At 62.2% G+C, this 19,768-nt stretch carries 16 protein-coding genes and 5 pseudogenes; 6 read left to right on the top strand and 15 right to left on the bottom strand.

Annotated elements, in window-relative coordinates:
• Nucleotides 1–697 (bottom strand): annotated as a pseudogene (locus tag ATB1_RS23515) (hypothetical protein); the annotation flags it as partial.
• Nucleotides 670–1,635 carry a GLUG motif-containing protein gene (locus ATB1_RS23520; RefSeq protein ID WP_241768308.1) on the bottom strand — a complete coding sequence of 322 codons (966 nt, stop codon included), beginning with the start codon at nucleotides 1,633–1,635 and terminating at the stop codon, nucleotides 670–672. The pseudogene ATB1_RS23515 and the gene ATB1_RS23520, both read right to left, overlap by 28 nt.
• A 295-nt stretch (nucleotides 1,636–1,930) precedes the next feature.
• Between ATB1_RS23520 and ATB1_RS16110 the strand changes: the two genes are divergently transcribed.
• Nucleotides 1,931–2,692, top strand: a complete 762-nt coding sequence (locus tag ATB1_RS16110; protein ID WP_241768309.1) for a winged helix-turn-helix domain-containing protein — start codon at nucleotides 1,931–1,933, stop codon at nucleotides 2,690–2,692.
• A 362-nt stretch (nucleotides 2,693–3,054) separates the two neighbouring features.
• On the opposite strand, the gene ATB1_RS16115 is transcribed toward ATB1_RS16110, so the two are convergent.
• Together ATB1_RS16115 and ATB1_RS16120 are read right to left on the bottom strand one after the other, a co-directional pair.
• Nucleotides 3,055–3,513, bottom strand: coding sequence for a hypothetical protein (locus ATB1_RS16115; protein ID WP_042665614.1), 459 nt, complete (start codon nucleotides 3,511–3,513; stop codon nucleotides 3,055–3,057).
• 372 nt (nucleotides 3,514–3,885) lie between these two features.
• A complete protein-coding gene (locus tag ATB1_RS16120) occupies nucleotides 3,886–4,497 on the bottom strand; it encodes an HD family hydrolase (protein ID WP_042665617.1) in 612 nt (203 codons plus the stop codon).
• A gap of 510 nt (nucleotides 4,498–5,007) precedes the next feature.
• Between ATB1_RS16120 and ATB1_RS16125 the strand changes: the two genes are divergently transcribed.
• Nucleotides 5,008–6,213, top strand: coding sequence for a pyridoxal-phosphate dependent enzyme (locus ATB1_RS16125; RefSeq protein WP_042665619.1), 1,206 nt, complete (start codon nucleotides 5,008–5,010; stop codon nucleotides 6,211–6,213).
• Between the two features lie 54 nt (nucleotides 6,214–6,267).
• Here the strand turns inward: ATB1_RS16125 and ATB1_RS16130 are convergent, their stop codons facing one another.
• The 7 genes and pseudogenes from ATB1_RS16130 to ATB1_RS16160 all read right to left on the bottom strand — a co-directional run bounded on the left by ATB1_RS16130 (nucleotide 6,268) and on the right by ATB1_RS16160 (nucleotide 11,724).
• On the bottom strand, nucleotides 6,268–6,780 hold the full coding sequence (locus tag ATB1_RS16130; protein ID WP_042665621.1) for a hypothetical protein: 513 nt from the start codon (nucleotides 6,778–6,780) through the stop codon (nucleotides 6,268–6,270).
• On the bottom strand, nucleotides 6,781–7,083 hold the full coding sequence (locus ATB1_RS16135) for a hypothetical protein (RefSeq protein WP_004061476.1): 303 nt from the start codon (nucleotides 7,081–7,083) through the stop codon (nucleotides 6,781–6,783).
• Between the two features lie 128 nt (nucleotides 7,084–7,211).
• Nucleotides 7,212–7,580, bottom strand: a pseudogene (locus ATB1_RS16140) (ABC transporter substrate-binding protein); the annotation flags it as partial.
• A 353-nt stretch (nucleotides 7,581–7,933) separates the two neighbouring features.
• Complete coding sequence (locus ATB1_RS16145) at nucleotides 7,934–8,362, bottom strand: CopG family ribbon-helix-helix protein (RefSeq protein ID WP_042665622.1); 429 nt, start codon at nucleotides 8,360–8,362, stop codon at nucleotides 7,934–7,936.
• Between the two features lie 198 nt (nucleotides 8,363–8,560).
• The gene (locus tag ATB1_RS16150; protein WP_241768310.1) at nucleotides 8,561–9,391 is read right to left on the bottom strand and encodes a PQQ-binding-like beta-propeller repeat protein; all 831 of its coding nucleotides are present in this window, start codon (nucleotides 9,389–9,391) and stop codon (nucleotides 8,561–8,563) included.
• Nucleotides 9,392–10,004: 613 nt separating this feature from the next.
• A complete protein-coding gene (locus tag ATB1_RS16155) occupies nucleotides 10,005–11,147 on the bottom strand; it encodes a DUF3179 domain-containing (seleno)protein (protein ID WP_042665625.1) in 1,143 nt (380 codons plus the stop codon).
• A gap of 205 nt (nucleotides 11,148–11,352) precedes the next feature.
• On the bottom strand, nucleotides 11,353–11,724 hold the full coding sequence (locus ATB1_RS16160; protein ID WP_042665627.1) for a helix-turn-helix domain-containing protein: 372 nt from the start codon (nucleotides 11,722–11,724) through the stop codon (nucleotides 11,353–11,355).
• 72 nt (nucleotides 11,725–11,796) lie between these two features.
• Between ATB1_RS16160 and ATB1_RS24440 the strand changes: the two are divergent.
• The 4 genes and pseudogenes from ATB1_RS24440 to ATB1_RS16180 all read left to right on the top strand — a co-directional run.
• Nucleotides 11,797–11,988 (top strand): annotated as a pseudogene (locus ATB1_RS24440) (hypothetical protein); the annotation flags it as partial.
• A gap of 59 nt (nucleotides 11,989–12,047) precedes the next feature.
• Nucleotides 12,048–12,590 (top strand): hypothetical protein, encoded by a 543-nt coding sequence (locus ATB1_RS23525; protein WP_241768311.1) that lies wholly within the window; start codon nucleotides 12,048–12,050, stop codon nucleotides 12,588–12,590.
• 133 nt (nucleotides 12,591–12,723) lie between these two features.
• Nucleotides 12,724–14,530: pseudogene (locus ATB1_RS21120) on the top strand (PAS domain S-box protein).
• A 90-nt stretch (nucleotides 14,531–14,620) separates the two neighbouring features.
• Entirely contained in the window at nucleotides 14,621–15,475 is an 855-nt protein-coding gene (locus ATB1_RS16180) for an MBL fold metallo-hydrolase (RefSeq protein WP_042665638.1), read from the top strand.
• Between the two features lie 102 nt (nucleotides 15,476–15,577).
• On the opposite strand, the gene ATB1_RS16185 is transcribed toward ATB1_RS16180, so the two are convergent.
• The 4 genes and pseudogenes from ATB1_RS16185 to ATB1_RS16200 all read right to left on the bottom strand — a co-directional run.
• A complete protein-coding gene (locus ATB1_RS16185) occupies nucleotides 15,578–16,624 on the bottom strand; it encodes a PAS domain-containing sensor histidine kinase (RefSeq protein WP_042665641.1) in 1,047 nt (348 codons plus the stop codon).
• Between the two features lie 195 nt (nucleotides 16,625–16,819).
• Nucleotides 16,820–17,830 carry a zinc ribbon domain-containing protein gene (locus tag ATB1_RS16190; protein WP_042665644.1) on the bottom strand — a complete coding sequence of 337 codons (1,011 nt, stop codon included), beginning with the start codon at nucleotides 17,828–17,830 and terminating at the stop codon, nucleotides 16,820–16,822.
• A gap of 87 nt (nucleotides 17,831–17,917) precedes the next feature.
• A pseudogene (locus tag ATB1_RS16195) lies at nucleotides 17,918–19,173 on the bottom strand (PQQ-binding-like beta-propeller repeat protein).
• A partial coding sequence (locus ATB1_RS16200; protein WP_042665645.1) for a PQQ-binding-like beta-propeller repeat protein occupies nucleotides 19,163–19,768 on the bottom strand: 606 nt, incomplete at its 5' end. The pseudogene ATB1_RS16195 and the gene ATB1_RS16200, both read right to left, overlap by 11 nt.

Consider the following 19,768-nt stretch of genomic DNA (forward strand, 5'->3'; position numbering starts at 1 on the left):
CATCGAATGAGACCGGACTGTCCTGGTCTGCTGGATTCGGATTACTTGTTGGCATGGCGACGGGTGCGCTGGTATCAATGACGAAGGTCTCGCCGGTCGTGTAACTCCCGTCGGCGCTGCCGGATTCTCCGCCTTCGACCAATCGATTACCGTCACTATCGGTGATACTGTCGTCGTCAACGAGATCGAGTCGGAGGGTCCCGTCGGTCGAGATGTTAGTGACGGAGACGACGTAGCGAACGTCACCCCCGACTACAGCCATATCGCTGTCGGCGTCCGCCGTCGGCGTACTGTCGGTCCTCGTTAACGTGAAATCACTCGCATCGACACCGGAGACGGATTCCGAGAACAGCACGGTGAACGTCACGTTCTCAGAAGTAGTCACTCGGTTAGTCGGGCTGTTTCGAGTGACGGATTCGACCACCGGCTTTGCGATACCCTGCGCTCGCAGCTGGTCACCCCGGTTGATCGACCGCAGTATCGGGTAGCCGTCCGCCGCCGCGTCGGTGTCCTCGCTCTCGACGGTCTCCCACGTATTCGTGAAATCGAGGCCGGGCATGTTCGCTTCCGCGCTCGTGCCCTGCATCTCGGGAGCGGGGTCGGTGTCGGCCGTCGCGCCGAAGCTGCTGACGTTGGTCACAGTTATCGGTTTCCATCCATCGCCCGTACTTACAGTCTCCTCGTTCGTCGTACCCACGTCCCAGTAGGCCTGCTCCACGGTGACAGGCTCAACAGCGGAGCCGCCGACGAGGCCACCGATACCTTGCGTCTCGTCGTCGATGCTGAGGCTCCGGTGGCGTACGAACGCCGAACCATCCCTCCAGAGTCCATCTGGAACGACCCGAGCAGTCCACCGACGTACCAGCTCGCAGTAACCGTGCCCGTGGCGTAGGAATCCGCTATTGTTCCCGTGGAGACGCCGACGAGTCCGCCAGCAGAAGCACCATCGAAACCGCCCCCTTCTCCGACGACGGTTCTTGCAGCGAAAGAGTGATTGACCGCTCCCTGATTGAAACCGACCAGTCCGCCAATCCAATCGGTCCCACGAGTGCGCTCCCCGGTCGCGGAGGAGCGACGAACCGTCCCATTGTTCCGGCCGACCAGGCCGCCAACCCGCTCGTACCCGGTGGTCGCGCCAGTGGCGTGGGCGTCCTCGATTGTCCCCTCGTTATATCCGGTGAGTTGTCCGACCCGTCTCGTGCCGGTGACGAACCCGCCCGCGAGAGTGACGTTCGTGATCGTTCCTCCCGAACCGACCTCACTGAACAGACCGACGGAGTACGTCCCTTCTCGGTCGATAGTAAGTCCCGAAACCGTGTAGCCGCTGCCGTCGAACGTCCCGGTGAATTCGCTGTTCTTGTCCCCGATTGGGTCGAACCCAGCGCCGCCGTTCCAACTGCTCGTCTCGCTCGCGTTGATGTCTTCGGTCAGAACGTAGTTGTTCCCGAGTCCCTGGTTCTCGAGGCACTGGAGTTTGTCGAGGCTGTCGACCTCGTAGTAGGTCTGCCCCGAAATGGTCAGGTTGGTCCACGAAATAGCGCTACACTGCGAGGCGTCCGGCATCTCGGCGGCTGCCGCCCCTGAAAAGACGGTGACACCGACAAACAACGAAACGACGAGGAATGTTATTACCACGAGTACCCGTCGACTGCCCATCGTACCCATTCAGACACTTACTCCGTCTAATCTCCAGCTGCGACGGCCGTGGTCGACAGCCGCCCGTAATGCGCTTCCTCCCATATATTCAGTAGGAGTTAATACGCAATTATAGTCATTGGCTGAGATGATGTTTCACGGCGTGAGACACCTGTCACCCGAACAATCAGAACCATTGCCACAGACACATGGTGACGGCGCCGACATTCACCGGGTGGCGTGATGCATCCGGAGAGGACGAAATACTTAGCAATCACAACCGCATGATAGTCGTATGAATTGCTACAGTCGTGATCTCTCCCGACTGTTGAACTACCATCCACTGTTGGCCGCGGTCCGTGACCGGTCGGTCGACCGGTCGACATTGGAGACTGAACTCGGAGTATCCAGAGCGACCGTCTACCGCCAGACTTCCACATTGGTCGACGAGGGACTACTCGAACGGACGAGCCTGGGGTATCGGACGACCGGCGCGGGAGCGGCGGTTCTCGACGCCGCCGACCGCTTCGAACGCTCGCTGGCGGCGGCCGACCGGCTGAAGCCGCTGCTCGAACACCTATCGCCGCCTGCCCTCACCGAAAACCTCCACCTCTTCGCCGATGCGATAGTGATGGCAGTCGACTCCGAGTCACCCTACGCCATTGAGCAACGCCTCGAATCCATCATCAGCGACGTCGACGAGCGAATCTACGGGGCTGCAACGAGTTTCGGCTCACCGGTGACGCTCGCTCGGACCGTCGACGGCGTCAAGGGAGGCGTCGACTTCGAGTGGGCCCTCCCGCAGGCGGTCCTGGAACGCCTCGAACGCCAACACGGCGAACTGCATGAAACAGTACGTGCCCACGACAACGCTGCCGTCTACGTCACCGAAGACGTGATCGACCTCTCGTTGTACGACGACACGCTCGTGCTCACAGGGTTCGACACCGACCGAGGAACGCTGGCAGCCGTCGCCATGACCGACAGCCCTGCAGCCGTCGACTGGGCTTGCGACGTCTTCGAGACCCATCGTGAGCGCGGCGAGCGACTAACCTAAGTGGGCCACGGCGACGCCACCACCGGAACTCACGAAATACTGTGCAAAAGTATTGTGAGTTTGTTGGACCAACACAGTCGTAGCCCCACCAGAGTGTTGACCCATCTGCGGGTGTTGGCAGCCCCGTGACCATGCGGAACTAATGTTGAGACGCCTGCACCCCTAGCTGGCGAAAACAGCTCTCTATCGGCGAGATTGGAGTAAGAGGTTGTAAATAACCCCCAAATCATGACAAGAACCTCGTGCTGAATAGAGAGGGTAGATTCAGCAATTGACTACGTGCTGGTTGGGTTGTTTGGCTACGTCCACGGTGATCGAAACGGAACGACCGGGATTCATCAATAACTGATTACGTCTTCCGTCTAGCGACGTACCATTCGTATCCGTATTCCACAAAAGCCCCTAGTGGGCCGGCAATGGGGGAGAGTAATCATACCCCCGAATAGAACGATTAGAGTAGTGATGAAGATGAACTCGGAGACCGCACCCACGAGTGCGCCAGCGGAAAATTGACTCAGAGAGAACATGAGGCCAATCAGAGTTACGAATATGACGAGCGATCCGAGCGCTGAAACGACACCTGCTATCGCACCGTAGACCGGTTCTGGTTCATCCGGCATCATCACACGCCAGATGACGGTCGCTACGATGAGATCGACGAACGGTGTGACGATCATCCCAAAGAAGATGATCTCACCTCCTCGTCGATACTCTGCTAGGCTCGGGGTGGCAAATCCTCGGGCCCTGAACGTCTGGAAAAAGTTACAGACGTTAACCAGAACGGCAAAGAGGAGCGCCGACGCGCCGGCAGCGAGGCTCATCCTCGACTTCGACCGTGGCCTCGTAGTTCCCACCCCATGGAATCTTGTCCTGCCGAGTCGGATTTCGGTGTTCGTTCGGAGGGATGATGAGTGTCGTCTGGATCTATTCGTGGCCACCGTCGACGTCGTGAACGCCGACAGAGATGCCCGTATCGTTTTCCACGAAGACATCGGTCGCGCCCTTCGTGGTCCCAAGGGAAGACATGCAACCAGCGACACCAGCCAGGAGGGCAGTACCTGCACCCTTTGCAGACGCGCAAAAACACCACTAACTACGCAGGGAGAACCAGGTATCGTAGAACTACTGTCACACTTTGGTTGACGCAGTCAGTACAGGCGCGACACCGACCGTGGGAGTTTCGACTGACGTCTTCAGAGTTGGCAGGGTCGTCCGAGTTCTCGTTCGTACTGCGATTTAATGTGTTCGAACAAGTCCTGGCCGAGCTCTGTCTGGATGCGAGGCGCGGCGGTAGCAAAGAACTCGTCCAGATTCTCGAACTCGGCAAAGTGGTCGTTCGCCTCGGCTTCGTCGTACCGACCTTGGCGCTCGTACTTGAGCGCCTGGAGACAGTTATCGATCAGATCCATGTCCTTGACGAACTGTGCCGTCGGGGTATCACGGGCTTCGTACTCTTCCCAGAGCGACAGCAGTTCAGTATCTTTGAAGGGCCCGACGAGATCGGTTACTGCGCTCCGTTCAGCCGCCTCCTTCTCGGACGTGGTGATGGTCTGGCGTCCGTCTTCCGCGCGAGTTGCGATATCGCCCGTTCGAGCTTCGCCGAGGTCGTGAATGAGTGCCATCGTCACTGCCTTCTGACGGTCAACCCCTTCTTGCTCGGCATAGAGAAGACACAGCGACGCTGTTCCCCATGTGTGGGCTGCGACCGATTCAGGCGAGTCGATATTCCGAAGCTCCCATCCAGTCCGAGTTTCGTCCTTCAACTCGAACCACTCGAGCAAGGAGTCGAGTTCGTCGGTCATCATATCGGGGGAAGACGAGTGGCCAGTTCAAATTATCGAGAGTATTCAACCGGGTCGCCAACATTCAGTTAATAGGTCCGCAGACCCACTACCAGCAAGTTCGTCTCGGTCTCCGGTGAAAATAACTGACTTTTGACCAATTATATGATCGCCTCAGATAGATGTCCCCCACTCGGGAGTGAGCAGCCACGCCGCGAACCCCCTCGCGCTTAATGCTGGCGTCGAGAGCACATTCACTTGAGCCCGGAACGCCGAGCTTGCCCGGCGCAGCTATGGTCGGTCGCAAGCGAAGCGAGACGCGACTGTACGGAGCGTCTCGATGCGAACGGTGAGCAGCGTGAACCGTGAGCAAGCGGAGGGCGGAACGCGGCGAGCGGGGCGGGCTGTATCGTCCCACACCAGCAAGCCGGTGGAGCGCGTTGATTCCGCAACGAACCCCAGGCGGGACAGAAAGAGGACGTACGTTCGAAACCGCAAGCGAACGCATATGTCTCCGGCCACCACAGCATCGCTATGTCTCTCTCGTTGAGCTGTTACCGTTGCGGGGAGCGCTACGACGACGGCGCCCGGGTCAGGTGCGCCTGCGGGGAAGCACTCTGGGTTGACACGGACCCGACGGCATTCTCGTGGGACGACTGTCGAGACCGGGATGGGATGTGGCGGTACGAAGCGCTGTTGCCAATTGATCGCCCCGAGGGTGTCGCGCGGGCCGCGGGCGGCACGCCCCTCGTCAGGAGCCCCGGACTCGACGACGCCGCGGGCGCTCGGGTGTTCGTCAAAGACGAGGGTGAGAATCCAACCGGAGCGTACAAGGACCGCGGGAGCGCGGTGGCCGTTCCGCACACCGTCGCGACCGGTGGCGACGTCGTCGGCACGGTCTCGTACGGTAACATGGCGATCAGCACCGCTGCCCACGCCGCGAGCCTCGATCGAGAGTGTGTCGTGTTCGTTCCGGAGCAGACCTCGTCAGTGCGGCTGGAGCTCATCGCTCAGTACGAGCCGACCATCGTACAGGTCGCCGGCGACTACGGGAAGCTGTACGGGGACGCACTTGAGCTGTCCAAGCGCCTCCCAATCGACGTGCTCGTGAGCGACGTGCCCACCCGCATCAGCGGGTACAAAACGGCACTATTCGAGATCTACGAGTCGCTCGCCCCGGCGGCGCCCGACGTGATCGCGCTACCAGCGAGCTCCGGTGGATTCGCTTCGGGGATCTGGCTCGGAATCCGGGACCTCAAGCGCGCGGGACTGATCGCGGAGCCGCCGCGCCTGTATCTCATCCAGACCGCGACAGCCGACCCGCTAACGCGGGCGTTCGAGGCCGGGGAGACGGAGCCGACGCCGCTGTCACCCGACGAGACCGGCGACACCATCGCTCACTCGATTGGGAACCCGGACCCGCCGAGCGGCGCTCGTGCGCTCGCCGCGGTTCGCGACACGAACGGCGCCGTCGTCTCTGTTACTGACGACGAGATACGGACCGCTCAGCGCCAGTTCGCCGTCAACGGCGGGTTCTGCGTCGAGCCGGCATCCGCGACGACGCTAGCAGGCGTGTCACGCCTCGCGGAGCGTGGCGATATCGCCGCTGATGAGTCCGTCGTCCTCGTGCCGACCGGAACGGGGTTCAAAGAGATGGGAACCGGCGAGGCGGAGGTCGCGACCGAGACGGTCCGCAGGGACGACCTTCCTGATCGGCTCGAATCGTTGCTCGCCCCGTAGCGCTCGTAGTCCGACGCGAGAGAAATATTTCAGTTACAGTTGAATGCCGTAGAGTCAGGACTCGTCGAGCAACGAGCGAGCGCGTTGCACGTAGCTGTTCGCGTCCCAGCTACGGGCGTCGCTGATTGTATCGAGGAGCAACCGTGCCTCTGCAGCTGAGAGCTGTTCAGTTCGAACGAGAACCGAGAGGAGCGTCGGCGTCGTGACGAGTCGGGTATCAGCGAGTGAGGCGTGGATCAAGCCCAGTTGGTTGAACTCGTCGCAGAGGAAGAGCCCAGCATCGAGCTTGTTTGCGAGGGTGACCGCCGCGTTCTCACCGTCATCGAGCGGAAACTCAGCATCGAGGTCGACCGACTGTGTCGTGAATGGCTCCGTTTGATCGAGGACGACGGACGCAGCGTGCCCATGGACATCATCATAGGAGGCGATCTCACGGAGTTCATCGATGACCGCCGTTGGGACGACGACCTCGTACCGAGAAAGACAAAGTGCGAGCGGATCGGGCTCGTCGCCAGTAACGATCCCGAGACTCACGAGGGCGGAGGCGTCTGCGATAAGCTGCGCCATCTATACGTCGGCAACCTCGTCGATGAAGTCCTCGTCTAACTGTTGTTTCAATACGCGGAGGTTGGCCGCCTCTTCGGCGCCGACGAGCGCTTTCAGTTGCTCGAAGGTTATCTCGTCGTCGTAATAGGCGTCGGCAATTTCTTGGACGAGCGTGTCGTCGTGAGCGGCGTCTTGGAGGTACTCCCGAAGCGCAGTCACGAGGACGTCTGTCCGGTCTTCCCCAAGGACTGCAGCTAGTGCATCCGCCCGGTCGATGAGCCGATTTGGGGCCCGAAACTGCACGCGTTTCTTCTCGGTACTCATGATGTGTACATTGTGAGCTAGCTCACTTAGGCGTTTTCGTGTGTACGATGTGAGCCTCACCCGGGCCGGCCGAGGCAGCTATCAGTCGGAGATGTAGCCACTCAACTGGCCTGCCACATCTTCTGTGCGGTCGTCCCCATGACCTTGAAGCCGTTTCTCGAATTTGCCGCGAGGATACCGGCGTCGGTCCCTTTGTCGGCGAGAACCATCGCAGGGGTGATACCGAAAAGCGCGACGTCGACGTCCCCGCTGGCGAAGGCCTTGACGACGCTGGGGCCAGAGCTGAACCGCTCTATTGAGACCTCCGCTGGAACCTCCTCGTAGTAGCCCTCTTGTTCCATCACGTAGTGTTGTATGTTCGGGTAAATCGGGACGTACGCGACGGTCACAGAGTCGAGTGACCCACCACTTTGACCGAGACAGCCAGCGATTCCCGTCGCAGCGACCGTGCTTACACCCGCTTTCTGGAGCAATCTTCGTCGCGTGAGTTCGACCATCGTTGTTGTTAACTTTAGAATAGAGTATAATAACAACTGTGATATGGAGACTGTGAGTTAATATCCGTGGCTGATAGTCGAGTCAACGTCGAAGAAGTCGCTGGTGTCCGTAGTGCGAGAACGGTGAGTCGAAGAAGTGAGTCAGTATGAGAAACTCGTCCGGTGAGTACGGCCGTTTGACCGTTCATCTCGGACCTCACCGGCACGAGAAACTCGAAGGGCTGAGGTTGGAGTCGGCCCCACTCTCAGACACGAACCGGACTGCAAACCGCGACATTCGACTATAATCGCTATTTCTCCGCCTACAGCGGACGGAGATGTCCGTCTGGGATATCCGAACGTGAAAAGCGAAGTTAGCTCATATCCGCGAGCGGACCGAAGTCGTCGACCGGAAGTACCGAATAATCGATCGTAAGCGTGTCTTTCGTCGCTCTGATCTTCCCGACGAACGTCGAGATGTCTTCGAGCGATCCCTCGAGAACGAACAATTCCATACAGTGGTGCCCGCCGACATGGCTGTGGAAGTTCGACGCAACGATGTCCTCGTACTCGTGGCGAAGTCGCATCATCTTCTCTTCGACGCTCGTCGTCTCGTAATCGAAGACGACGGTTACGACGCCCATCAGTTCGCGGTCTTCGAGTTTCTTGTCCTCGAACTCACCGAGGAGGTTCCGACTCGCCTCTCGGAGCACTTCGCTCCGGCCAGTATATCCGTGGTCGTCCGAAAACTGGTCGATTCGCTCAAGTAGTTCTTCCGGCATCGAGACGCTAACGACGGCCATATAACAATTAAGCCGGCATCAAATATTAAACCTTATTATTCGATTGGGATGGAGTGATGAAGGGTTCCGACGAGACAGCGTCGAACGTCGTTTGGAACGGACACGAGTTTCGGCCACCGGTAAAGCGCAACCAGCACCGGTCTTCCGCGCTGAGTAGCCCGGTCTCAGCTACTGTCACTGGTCTACTGGACTGTCCCCCTACGTCTCCCCAAGTGCAACCACGGCTCCGTCCGATTCGGGCATAAAAACCGCCGCTGGAGTCACGATGGCGCGACTGACGCCACCTGGAGTCGTGGTCCATCGCTCGTCTCCGGTTGCTCGAGAGAGCGCGGTGAGTTGCCCTTCGCTTCGGAAGAGAACAGTATCGCCGGCTACAGTCGGCGCTCCAACCTGTTCCCCGTCTGATTCGTGTGTCCAAGACTCCTCCCCGTTCCAGTCGACCGCGTAGACCGCGTTCCCAGCGGACACGTAAACGTGCTGATCATCGACCGCGAGGGGCCGTGCCCTTGGACCGCGGACATTGAACGACCACTGACGTGTACCATCCGTGTCGAACGCAGTTACGAGTTGGTGACTCTGCACAACGACTCCCTTCGAATGCGCCACTGGTCCCCCAGTCACGGCCCGCGTGTATGCTTCCCATTCTGTGTCACCAGTTGCGGCGTCCAACGCGACCACGCCGGTAGACCCCGACTGCGAACCGAGATAGAGCGTGTCGCCGAGAACGGCGACCGGTTCGGTGAACGTTCGTCCACCAGCCGCTGCGTCTACCTGTTGTGACCACTGCACGGACCCGTCCCATGCCGATAGTGCGTGGACCCGGCCACTCCAATCGGGGACGTAGACCGTTCCACCATCAATCGTGGGTGCCGCCGTGAGGCGGGCGTCGATGTCGACGAGCCAGTCCTCCTCGCCGTACCGCTTCCGAAATACGACGATACGACCCTGTTCGAGTCCCCGTTTAGCCGTCACGACGATGTGGTCACCAGCTACTGCGGGCGGCCCATTCGGCTCCGAGCGAAGTGGCACCTGCCACCGTTCCTCGCCTGTCGCTGCGCCTCAACGAGTGAAGCCGGTACCGATGGCGTGCCGTATCGGAAATCGCATCGACGGGGACGTATAGTCGTCCGGCGTCGACTGCCGGTGTTCCAGTAGCGCGTACCTGACTGAGGTCGGTTTGCCAGACCGTCTTCGGGTCCATCGGACCCGATGCCACCCGTCGAGTATGACCGGGGGTTCGACCGCTCATCGGCCACGTTCCGTCGACGTCTCCGAGGTCTCCCGAGGGGCGAGACGGCGAGAGACAGCCAGCAAGCGCAACACCTGTCGAACCGAGGGCTGTGAGGAGTTGGCGGCGCGTGTGGGAGGGCACGGCAGCCAATTCTCTCAGGAAATACGTAACTTCGGGGGTATCCACGAATCGGAAGCGCGGTTACTCACCTCCGAGGCGTTTCGCACGGAGCGAACGGGAGCGTTTCGAACCGTACTACCCCAACGTTCGGGCTTCCCGAGCTGACGAGACGCGTTGCGTCTCGTTCATATCTCGTCGGCCCATCGGCCCTGCGGACTCGTCGGAATCCAGCGGAGTCCGCGACACCAGAACGCAGAGCGTTCGGGGGACGTCTTCAGTCGCGAGAGGATGTCAACAGCCGTAGAATCGTGCGGTTTCGTGGTCGCTCTGCCACGAGAACGCGAAGGTCCAGCGGGCAGGGAGCCGACTGAGAGTCCGCCCGTCCGTACTCTCCCCGGTTGCGACGTCCCACTCGGCCCCGTCCCCCACGAAGCGGTCGGGGTCGTCGGTTGCTTCGAAGCTGAACCCCGGCGCGTCATACGCAACGAGTTCGTCGTCGGTCGCAAACACGACGACATCGGTCTCCCCCACGGTCGCCCGGACGACGCTGCCAGCGGCCTCGACATGTGGCCTCGGGAAGCCAAGCGCGGCACCGTCGGTCGAAACGCCAAGGACCCGCGTTTTTGCCCGGAGCCCATCGAGCCCCTGGTTGTCCCACTCTCGGGTCCCACCATGGACGGGAGGAAAGCCGAACACACGACCGCTCTCGTAGAGCGCCATCGGTTCGCCATCGTACTGAACACTCGTCTCGGACCGTCCGAGCACCCAATCCGACAGTTCGACACCCGCCTGCATCAGACGGAAAAACGGACGAATGCTGACGTCGCTGGAGCCGTGTTGGGGGTCTCGAGCGAGGTTGGCAGCACGGACGAACTTGGAGACGCCATCAAGGAACTCCCGTCCTGCAGGGTTCGAAATCAAACGAGTGGCGGTCTTCTCGAACCGGTAGAACAGATACGGTGTCGGCTCTTCGGGCGGGGCCAGCACGACGCCGGCTGGATACGCGTCTCGGAACGAGTTCCACGTCGTCATGCGTGCCGACTGAAGCGGCAGCGCCACCCCTTCGAGGTCACCGCTGAGCCCCTCACCGGTCGACTGCTTCCACTCCGTCCCCGTCTCGATATCGCGCATGACGAAGTTGTTGTCAGCGAGTTTCCCGGCGAACTCGAACGTGAGCTCCTGTTCCTCGATACTCCGCTCGTATACGACACCGCTCCCACAGAGCGGACACCACGCTACGAGAACCGGCGTACCATCGACCGTGTCGTTGACCATATGGTGGAGGTCGAGAATCGGGATTGGATACGCCCGTGCACTCTCGTCCGTCTCGACGACGAGAACCTCGTCGTTCGGATCGCCCGCGTAGTCCGTGACGAACCGTGGTGTGGTAATACTGGGAATGAACTCCGAGTCGAAGCCGTGGATGATCTCCATCAACTGATTCCTCGTCTGAACAACGACGAGGAACAGCAATAAATATAATCTAACTGATAAGTTGGGAAGGGGTATCGAACTCAGTTACAGTGCCTCTCGAAAGGAGGTTACTGCGAGGTGAGTCCTGCCGGGCGTCTTCGAAGACAAGAGGGGTTCGACGGAAACAGAGGGGCTACCCGCTACTGAAGTAGTGATATAACAGGCACTACGATGTTTCGAGTTGACCGAGATAATCGAGGTAGCTGTCTGTCCACTCGTCGACAGCTTCGATCACCTGCTCTAACGCGGTTCCGGCCTCAGTCAGCGAGTATTCCACCTTGACGGGTCGGTCATCGATGACAGTACGCCGGACGAGATGATGGTCCTCGAGCGCCTCAAGTGACTCCGAGAGCACTTTGTCCGAGATACCATCGATGCGTTCGTTGAGTTCGTTATACCGGAGTCCGTCCTCGACGAGCAACCGCTCGATAATCGTCCGAGTCCACTTGCGGCGGGTCAACCCGATCACGTCGGTAACCGGCATTCCCTCGCCTTCGAAGACCGGGTCGAAGACGAATTCGTTGTCCGCTTGGTCCATACGTCTCGGTATTCGGTGCTGAAAACATAATCTTGCCCGTGACACCTGCGACGGTAGACAGTTTCCACGGTGCTCGAGGCCAGTGAGACGACACGCGGTCAACCACTTATTCCTGACACCGCTTCGAGGAGGTCTGCACGCTCATCGAGGAGAACACGCGCGAGGAATTGCAGAACGAGTTGGTTGCGACTCACCAGCGAGATCGAGGAGTGGCAGGCAATCTACGATGTCGGGACGCGGAAGGAGTTCAAACAGTCGCCCGCGAGCATCATCTGCAAGCGTAGTGGCAAAAATATATGATTATGAGTTCGGATGGTTCTGCTATGAGCCCTCCACTCTCACGTCGTCGGCTACTTTCACTCAGTAGTTCAGTCGGAACAGTTGCCCTCGCTGGATGTCTCGGCGTTGTTACAGGAAACGAGGACCAACGCTGTGCTCCGGGGTATCGTGATGTCGGAGACGCGTTCACAAAGCGGTCAATAGTGAACTATCTGAGATATGCGTCGTTGACGGTCCCGAAATCGGTTTCACTTGGTGGAACACTGATAGCGAGACTCACAAACGAGTCCGCTGACTCGCTCACCACATTCGGGAAATCTAGGTACATGATTCAGCAGTTAGGGCCGGACGGTAAGTGGCGGAACTCCATCGGTGTAGCCGAAGAACACGAGTGGTCGTCGTCCCGACGGATTCTAGCGCCTGGTGAAGAACTCCAGTGGGAGATGAGACTCCGCGCCAACGAATTTTCAGGCCCGTACCAGCGGTGTACAACGCATGGACCAGCCACATACCGATTCATCTACTGGGGTTTCTCCGAACACGATGCAGGTATCGCACTCGCTGCACCGTTCGAGATTGTTGAATAGCGCGTGTCTGGTACACTCGTGGTCTGTTTAAGGCGAGGAGGATGTCACTCGCGTGGCGTTGAGATGAGTCGTGTCCCCGCCGGCCGCGCCCACCCTTAAGTATCTACTTAGCGAACATTCAGGCAGGATAGATATGAGCGAGCTAGTGAACGAGGTGGTCGTCTTGTACGTCGACGACGACGAGGACTTCACCGAACTGACGGCGACGTTCCTCGAACGGGAACACGACCGGCTCCGGGTCGAAACGGCCGCCTCGGTCACCGAGGGGCTCGACCGCGTGGCAGACGCGGAGTTCGACTGCGTCGTGTCTGACTACGACATGCCCGAGCGCGACGGGTTAGACTTCCTCGAAGCCCTCCGCGAGAACGCGCCGGACCTCCCCTTCATCCTCTTTACTGGCAAAGGAAGCGAGGAGGTCGCGAGCGATGCAATCTCCGCGGGCGTCACCGACTACCTCCAGAAAGAACACGGGACGAGCCAGTACACCGTGCTCGCTAACCGTATCGAAAACGCGGTCGAGCAGTACCGCTCACAGCGCGCGCTCGAGACGAGCGAACAACGCCTTTCGCTGTTCATCGAACAGTCGCCGCTCGGCGTCCTCGAGTACGACAGCGACTTCCAAATCGTCGGACTCAACGAGCGCGGTGAGGAGATTCTGGGCTATACCGAATCGGAACTCCGCGGCCACAGCTGGGAGCTCATCGTCGCAGACGACAGTTACGACAACGTCGACGACGTCACGGACCAGCTTGCAGTCGCGGAGGGCGGCTACCACAGCATCGACGAGAACGTCCGGAAGGACGGCGAGCACATCCGCTGTGAATGGCACAACCGAGTCATCACCGACGACAGCGGCGAAGTCGTCGGCGTCATCTCGCTGTTCCAGGACGTGACCGAACGAACCCGCCGTGAGGACGAACTCGAACGGACCAACGCCCTGCTCTCGACGCTCATCCGGTCGCTCCCGGTCGGCGTCCTCGCCGAAAACAGCGACCGGACCGTCCTCGCGATTAACGAGCGACTGCTCGAACTGTTCGGTATCTCGGAACCGTCGGCGGAACTCATCGGCTCTGACTGTCGGGAACTGGCGCAGATGGCCAGTGAACTCGTGGTTGACTCGGAGGGCTTCGTCGAGCGCGTCGACGAACTGATCGCCGGGACGGAGTCAACCCACAACGAGACAGTCGCCCTGACGAACGGTCGGACGCTCAACCGAAGCTACGAACCGATCGAACTCCCCGAGGGGACCGGCCACCTCTGGATGTATCGCGACACGACCGAGCAACGCGAGCGAGAGCAACAGCTCCAGCGCCAAAACGAGCGGCTGAGCGAGTTTGCGAGCGTCGTCAGCCACGACCTCCGGAACCCGCTAAACGTGGCTGCTGGGAACGTGGAACTGGCCCGCCAAGACCACGAAAGCGACCGTCTTGCGACCGCCGCGCGGGCGTTAGACCGCATCGACGACCTCATCGAGGATCTGCTCACACTCGCCCGAAGGGGCGACAACGTCGGTGAACTGGAACCGGTGTCCTTGGATCCGCTCGTCTCCAACTGCTGGAGGACCATCGAAACGGCCGGCGCTGAACTCCAGACAGAGTTGACGGCGACGGTCATCGCCGACCGAAGCCGGCTCCAACAGCTCGTCGAGAACCTCATCAGAAACAGCATCGAACACGGTGGAGAGGGCGTGGCGGTGACGGTCGGTGAGCTCCCGGGCGGGTTCTACGTGGAAGACGACGGTGTCGGCATCCCAGCCGAGCGCCGCGACACAATCTTCGAGGCCGGCCACACAACCTCACGTACGGGCACCGGATTCGGGCTCGCTATCGTCAAGCAGGTCGCCGAAGCCCACGGATGGAACGTTAACGTCGCCGAATCTGACGCAGGCGGGGCGGCGGTTCGAGATTACGGGAGTCACGTTCGCTGCTGTCGACGACTGAGCCCCGCGTCGGAAGTTTTTACAGGTCCCGTGCGGACCGCTGTCACATGTACTATCACGGCGAATCCGGCAGCGCGGCGCGGAGCGTCCGATGACGATTACGAGCGATTGGGGCGACTGGTGGGCCCGAGAGGAACTCAACGGCGTCGACGTCGAGGAGGGAGTCTCGCTGTGGTATCTCGGCGTCGCCGGCTGGGCGATACGGACGCCGGAGACCGCCATCTACATCGACCCCTACTTCAGCACCGAGCGGGACCGCGAGTACGTCGCGCGGATGTCGCCGGTGCCGATGGAGCCACAGTGGGCGGACGCCTGCGACGCGGTCTTCTGCACTCACGACCACCGCGACCACTTCTGGCCGCCCTCGTTCGGACCGCTCCTCGACCACGGCGGCGCTGTCCACGCGCCCGTCGAGTGCTTCGAGAACTTCGACGTGAGCGCAATCGACGAGGCGAAGCGGACCGTCGTCGAACCCGGCGACAGCTACGAGGTCGGCGACCTCACCGTCCACGTCAGAGGCGGGTACGACCCAGACGCCGACGGCACGGTGTCGTACGTTATCGAGCACGAGACGGGCACCATCTTCCACGGCGGCGACAACCGACCCTGCGAGGCGTTTCACGAGATAGGGGCGGAGTTCGACATCGACCTCGGGATGCTCTCCTACGGGACCGATGCCCGCGTCGTCCAAGACGGCGAGGTCATCACGCGCAAACTCTACAACGACGCGGACGAGATGATCGAGGCCGCGAACGCGCTCGGTATCGACCGCCTGATTCCCGAGCACTGGCGGCGCTGGCGGTCGATTCACGCCGACCCCGGCGCGCTCTCGAAGGCGGCGACGACGTTCGAGTACCCGCACGTGATCGAGGAGGTCGAAGTCGGCGACCGCTTCCGACTCGACCGGCCGGGCGTCGTCCCACCGGCGCGCCTCGGCGGTGAGTGAATCTCCAACCCGCCACCGAGTGCTTCTGCCCTCACGGCGACGTCGCGCAGGTGCCCCACCTCAAGGGCGATGTCGTACTGTGCCACAGAAACCGCAGTCGAGTCAGTCGGCGCGCGGAAGTTCGACGACGAAGACAGCCCCCGTGGGTTCGTTGTCTTCGGCCCAGACCTCGCCGCCGTACTGCGTGACCAAGGTGTCGACGAGGTAGAGTCCGATGCCCGCGCCGGGACTCCCGAGACCCCGCTCACCTTTCCCGAACGCGATGTCTTTCTTGTCGTCCGGGATTCCCGGCCCGTTGTCGGCGATTCGAATCTCGACGTCGTCCGCTCGGACCGTACACGAGACCTCGACGCGAGGTGCGTCCGTGTCGTTGTGTTGGACGGCGTTGTTCAGGAGGTTCCGAAACACCGAACTGAGCATGCTATTCCCGGCGACCTCGACGTCGGGGAGCGTCCCCTCGACTACGAACGTCGCCTCCGGGAAAGACTCCTCGCGAAGCGATAGCTCGGTTTCGAGGACCGAGCGAAGCGGGACCGACGCGATGGAGAGACTATCGTTCGAGACGACCGTCTCCACGTAGTCGCGCGCGACCTCAGTGAGTCCGACGACGTGCTCACCGCTGTCGAGGATTTTCTGGAGGTACTCTCTCCCGTCGGCATCGACGTGGTCTTCGAGTATCTCGGCCCATCCGAGAACGACTCCCATATCGTTGCGGATGTCGTGGCGGACGATTCGGTTCAGCAGTTCGAGTTCTCGCTCCCGGCGTTTCTGCTCCGTGATGTCCGTACAGATACCGACGACCTCCGAGACGTTGCCGTCGTCATCGCGAAGGAGCACCTGCCGCGTCAGCACCCAGCGAACCGACCCATCGGGTCGGACGACGCGACCCTCGTACGCCTCTTCGTGGGCCCCCTGAGCCGAGGCCTCGATGTTCCGTCGCACCCGGTCGCGGTCCTCGGGATGGATGGCGTCGAGCAACCGCGTGACGTCATCCACGACGTCATCGGGCGGAATCCCCCAGATGTCTTCGAAGCCGGCGCTGATGTAGTCGAACTCGCCGGGAGCGGACACCGTCCAAAGCGCGACCCCGTCAAGCTGGTCGAACAGGTCCTGGAAATCGCGCCGTCGGCCAAGCGAGCTGTTACTCATACGGGGGTGTTTCGGGGCGAGTCGAATAAGTACCGGTCACGGAGTCAGACGGCGGAGTAGCCGGCGTCAAAGCTCCAGCCTGAAGCGTGAGACCCATTTGTGGGCGAGCGAAGTCGCACCCGACGACGCTCACCGCCGCCGCCGACGAGACACGGTAACTCTCGGAGAACACCGGAAGTAACCGCTGTCTCGACTTCAGTACGGAGCGCCGCAGCTCGGACACATCGGCGGCGCGCCCTCGGGGAGGTCGACGCCGCAGTGGGGGCACTCCCCGTCGACGTCTGGCGACGTAATCCCGTCGACCGCATCGTCAGTCGTGTCTTGAACGCCGGCCAGCGACCCGACGCCTTCGACCGGTGACTCCGCGGAACCTCCCGTCGACGCAGCCCGAAGAAACCGAACTCGTTCGGCGACGAACGCAGCCGCCTCGTCGGATTCCGCGTCGAGCACCGGATCCGGTACCCGAACCGCCTCGCCGCTCCCGCGGGCCAACAGTCCGAGCGCTTCGGCGGCGCGGCCCCGGACGAAGGCGTTCTCGTCGGCGAGCCGAGCCGAGAGCGCCGCCCGAGCCTCGGCGAGCGAATCCGGCGCATCGCAGCCGACGACCACCACCGCCGTACAGAGGTGATAGCGGACGAGTTCGTCCCGGTCGTCGAGGTGTTCGGCGAGCGTCGAGACGCGGTGACGAAGCCGGTCGGGGTCGCCGAGCGCGACGCATTCGAGCGCCTTCGCCAACTTCTGTTTCACCTCGGGTTCGTCGAACGAGAGGCCGACGCGGAGGTCCGCGAGCACCGCCGGCGAGGCGACCGCGTCGGGGTGTTCGAGCGCGACGTATCCCAGCGCCTCGGCCGACCGGGCGCGGACGAAGTAGAACTCGTCTTCGTCGGCGAGTCGCTCGGCGAGCGACGGAACCGCGGGAGCGACCGCGTCGGGGGCGGCCTCCGCGACAGCGACGAGTGCCTTCGCGGTCAGCAGTCGGACGGCGCGCTCGTCGTCAGTGAGAAACGGCGTGACGGCGGGGAGAAACGACTCGAACGCGGTCGGGCGGTCGTCGGCGAGGCGTCGAAGCGCTCGGAGCGCCTGTTTCCGGTCCTCGGCCGACGCCGTTCGAAGCTCCCCGAGCGCCCCGCTCACCGCCTCGTAGGTGCTGTCTTCGACTGATTCGACGAGGCGCTCCAGCGGGGGTGCGTGGCGTGTGTCGTCCATCGGTTCGTGCTCCTCGTTGGCGCAGTATCCCTTCGGTACAGCAATAAGTTGGTGGGTGCGCCGCGCGCCGCCAACACCGAGCGGGACTCAGTCCAGCGGGAACCGCGCGACTGCGCCGTCGTCGACGTACGAGGCGAACACCGACGCGACTCGACGCGGAGCGAAAGCCGGCTGTGCGATTCGGACTCGTACGCCCACCGCGTCTCGCCACTCTCTCGGGCCAAAACCTCGAATCCCCGGTCCCAAGCGGGGACGACACGAGAATCCGTGACGGCGAGCGAGTCGAGCGACGGGAGTCCGGTCACGCTGTGCCACCGCCGCGTGCCGTCAAGGCCGAAGCAGTCGACTCGGCCGAGAATCCCGCCGTCGGGGTCGTCGACGCGGCTCCCGACGAACACCGCGTCGTCCGTGGTCTCGACCGTCCGAATCTGGTAGCCCGCGGGGTTCGCCCACAGTTTCACGCCCGTCTCGCGGTCGAACGCGAGCAGTCCCTGACGGCCGTCCGGTCGGTCGCGGGTGAGGTACACCTGCGACCCGAGGACCATCGTGCGCCCGGCGTCGCCGATGGGGATTCGCCACCGAACGCTTCCGTCCGAGGGTTCGTAGGCCACCAACGTCCCGTCCCACACGGCGACGACGAGTCGGGAGTCCGCGGCCACGTTGGGGAGCCACCGCTCAGGTTCGGTCCGCCACCGGACGCTCCCGTCCGACGGGGAGAGCGAGACGACGCCGTCTTCGGTCTCGCTCACCGGCACGCGAACCACGACCGAGTCGTCGGTGATGCCGTCGAGGAAATACGACGAGACGGCCAGTTCGAAGCGTCGGTCGCCGGTCTGCGGGTCGTAGCCCGTGAGCGTGTTCTCCGGGCCCGCGAAGTCGAGTTCGGCGACGAGCGAACTAGTGCGGACGAGTCTCGCTCGGTGAGACGTGCCCTCATCGCGCCACAGTTCATCGCCCGACGAATCGACGGCGTAGAGGTCGCCGTCGGTGCTGTGGACGTGGTACGGACCACCGGACGGCGGGGCGACGGGGCGCGTCTCTATCGGGCCGCCCGTCTCGAACCGGAGTGCGGTCGACCCATCCTCGCGCCGCAGGCCGTACAGCGCCTTGTCCTGCATCCCGGCGAGGACGACCCCGTCGGTGACGGCGAGCGGGCCGGCCATGAACGCGCCGTCGATGTCGCGTCGCCAGACCGGCCGCCTCCCGCCGAGCCCGGGAATCGAGCTACAGCCAGCGACGGCGAGCGAACCGACGGCCGCGAGGCCGCCGAGCACCTCGCGGCGGGAGACGTTTCGGTCCCGCTTCCCGGCCGAACCCGTCCGCTCCGGGGGCTCACTCGACATCGAGCACCTCCGGGCCGAGGCGAGTGAGTTGCCACTCCTGTCCGAGGTAAACGCCGTCGCCCGCGGTGACGGCCCAGTTCACCGTACCGCCGTCCTGGTAGCCCTCGAACCGGTAGTCGCCGAGGAGGGTGCCGTCGGTCGCGTGGACGTACAGCACGGTCGGGTCGAACGGGACGGTCCCGCTGTGTCCCCGGACAAGGATGTCCGACCCCACGACGGTCACCAGTCGGTCGCCGACGCGGGTCGGCCCGCAGGTCACGGGGGCGGCCAGTTCGCGCCGCCACAGCCGGGTTCCCGTCTCGGCGTCGAAGGCGTACAGGAAGTAGTCCGCGCCGCCGACGTACACGCGGCCGTCGGAGACGAGCGGCCGGGCGAACACGGTGTTTTGGAGTGACCCACGCCACCGAATCTCTCCGGTCGCCGCGTCGAGCGCCAGCAGTTCCTCGGTCGCGCTCCCGACGAAGACGGTGTCGCCGGCGACCGTCACCGACGACGGCGACGGACCCACGTCGACGCGCCACGATTCGGAGCCATCGGTGGCGAATCGGCGGAGCGTTCCGTCGAGGACAGGCGCGACGACGCCGGCATCGGAGCC

The organism is Haloferax sp. ATB1 (genome assembly GCF_000730175.1).